The sequence below is a fragment of the Adlercreutzia rubneri genome (genome assembly GCF_009755265.1).
Classification (GTDB): Bacteria; Actinomycetota; Coriobacteriia; order Coriobacteriales; family Eggerthellaceae; genus Adlercreutzia; species Adlercreutzia rubneri.
On sequence record NZ_WPOO01000042.1, the window covers coordinates 1 to 2506 of the forward strand.

A 2506-nucleotide genomic window follows, 5' to 3' on the forward strand; every position below is an offset into this window, starting at 1 on the left:
TGTTAGCGCTACCGTAATAATCGCCGATTGGGCCCCCGCTTCCCGCCAATCGCGCCACCGCACAGGCGCCGATCGCGCTACCGGACTTTGGCCGGCGGCGCCCCCGGCGCCGCAAGGTGTAGGCTCCCGACGTCTCCGGACGGAAGGAGCCCCGATTGGAAAGGAACATCATGGGAGAGTTCGACATGTACAGGCAGGCGGGCACCACGCCCAACTTCACCGACATCGCCCGGCGCTACGGCATGAACCGGCACACGGTGGCCAAGTACTGGAAGGCCGGCGGCCAGGTGGAGGACGCGCGCAGGTGCCGCCCGAGCGGGCTGGACCGCCACAGGGAGGTCATAGAGGCCAAGGCGCAGCTGCCCGGCGCGACCAAGCGCGGCATCTACGAGTACCTGATCGACCGCTGCTACGCCGGCGAGGAGCCGCCGGCCTACAACACGCTCACCAAGTGGATGCGCCGCAACGGCATCGAGTGCGGGCGCCCTCCGGAGGGCCCCGAGCCCCACCCCCGCTTCGAGACGGCGCCCGGCGAGCAGATGCAGTTCGACTGGAAGGAGTCGCTGCGCATGGCCGACGCCGAGGGCGAGGTGTTCGAGTTCAACGTGTTCTCGGCCACGCTGGGCTACTCCCGGCTCCACCGGTTCGTCTACTCCAGGACGCGCACCGAGGACGACGTCATGGCGTGCCTGCTGGCGGTGATGGCCGCCAACGGAGGCACGGCGCGCACGCTGGTCACCGACAACATGTCCTCCATCGTCTCGTCCTCCGCCTCGGGGCGGCGCGTCTCGGCGCGCTTCGCCAGGTTCGCCGCCGCGGCGGGCTTCGAGCTGGAGCTGGCGCGGCCGAGGAGCCCGCAGACCAAGGGCAAGGTGGAGTCGTCGAACCGGTTCCTGTCGAGGCTGGCCGTCTACGAGGGCGACTTCCGCGGCGAGGAGGGGCTCGTGGCCGCCATCGCGCGCATCGAGGCGCGGTGCAACACCGAGCCCAGCGCGTCGACCGGGGTGCCGCCGGCGGTGCTGTTCATGCGCGAGAAGGAGGAGCTGCGCAAGGTGGGCAACATGGGGCTTCTGGAGTCGATGGTGGCCGACGTCTCCGTCCAGGCGGTGCCCCCCACGATGCTCGTCCGCTGCCGGGGCCGCGAGTTCTCGGTGCCCCGGCGCTGCATAGGCAGGCGCGTCAAGGTGCTCGCGATGCCGTCGGGCCAGGTGAGGGTGGAGATGGCCGGCGAGACCGTCGCGGTCCACGACCTGTCGGCCCCGGGAGGGCCCGTCGTCTACGACCCGGCGCACTACGCCGAGGCCCTGGCCGCGAAGGCGCGCTACGCCGACGCCGACATCGAGGCGGCGGCCCGCGCCAACCTGGAGCTGCTCGGCAGGCTCGGGGAGGGGTCGCTGTGAGCGCCCGGGACGAGGGCGGCGCCTACGCCCGCATACGCGAGAACCTCTCGGAGCTGGGGCTGGACGCCATGGCGGCGGGGCTGCCCCACTGGATGTCGGCGGTGGCCGCCGGCGAGGCCGACTTCGCCTCGGCGATGCTCGCCATGACCTCCGAGGAGGCCGAGGCCAAGCGCCGTCGCGGGACCGACCGCAAGGTGCGCGCCGCCGGCTTCCCGTTCGTCAAGACGCTGGCCGACTTCGACTTCTCCTTCCAGCCCTCCATACCCAGGGCCGTCGTGGACGACCTGGCCGCGCTCAGGTTCCTGGACGCGGCCGAGAACGTGGTTCTGGTCGGCAGCCCGGGCGTGGGCAAGACCCACATCGCGGTGGCGCTGGGGGTGGAGGCGGTGCGCGCCCGCAAGGAGGTGCGCTTCACCGACTGCGCGGCGCTGGTGCGCGACCTGAAGGACGCCTCCTCGCGCGGCATCCTGGCGAAGAGGCTGAAGTACTACGCCCACGCGACGCTGCTCATCATCGACGAGCTGGGGTACCTGGACGTGGACGAGGAGGGGGCCGACCTGCTGTTCCAGCTCGTCTCGGCCCGCTACGAGCACCGCTCCACGGTCATCACCACCAACGTGGCCGTGGGCCTTTGGGCCGACGTGTTCGGGGACGCGGTGACCGCCGCGGCCATCGCCGACCGGGTGTGCCACCACTGCACGATGCTCAAGATCACGGGGCGGTCCTACCGCATGAAGGACCTGCTGGCCGAGGCGGCCGACGGCGACGGGCTGCCCGAGAGGGGGCAGTCGTGAGGGCCGCGGACGCCGCGGGGTGGCTGGCCGCGTTCGGCGCAGAGGACGTCGCGGTGACGGTCAGGTTCCCGCAGCTCGGCGGATGGGAGGTCACGAGCTGGGCGGTCGCGCCCGGGGACGCCGAGGGCTCCCCGGCGCTGGAGGTTGAGATCTGGGCCGCGGACTTCGACTACCCCGCGGTCGAGCGCGCCCTGGGCGGCGGCCCGAGGTAGCGCGGGCGGCCAAAGTGCGGTAGCGCCCCCGGCCGGGAACCGGGGGCGCCGCCGGCGGGATAGAGTGGCGCGTTCGGCTGATTTTGCGGTAGCGCTAACA

3 protein-coding genes are annotated in these 2506 nt (G+C 71.9%); all 3 read left to right on the forward strand.

All coding sequences use genetic code 11. From position 1 onward, the window contains the following. Positions 1 to 155 precede the first annotated feature (155 nt). From istA to GO707_RS11770, 3 genes are read left to right on the forward strand one after another with little or no spacing between them, the layout of a single operon-like run. Positions 156 to 1400 (forward strand): IS21 family transposase, encoded by a 1245-nt coding sequence (gene istA / locus GO707_RS11760; protein ID WP_232325820.1) that lies wholly within the window; start codon positions 156 to 158, stop codon positions 1398 to 1400. Continuing rightward, positions 1397 to 2194, forward strand: a complete 798-nt coding sequence (istB, locus tag GO707_RS11765) for an IS21-like element helper ATPase IstB (RefSeq protein ID WP_302808677.1) — start codon at positions 1397 to 1399, stop codon at positions 2192 to 2194. The genes istA and istB overlap by 4 nt, the downstream gene beginning before the upstream one ends. Then, a complete protein-coding gene (locus GO707_RS11770; protein WP_114540649.1) occupies positions 2191 to 2406 on the forward strand; it encodes a hypothetical protein in 216 nt (71 codons plus the stop codon). The genes istB and GO707_RS11770 overlap by 4 nt, the downstream gene beginning before the upstream one ends. The last annotated feature ends 100 nt before the right edge of the window (positions 2407 to 2506 follow it).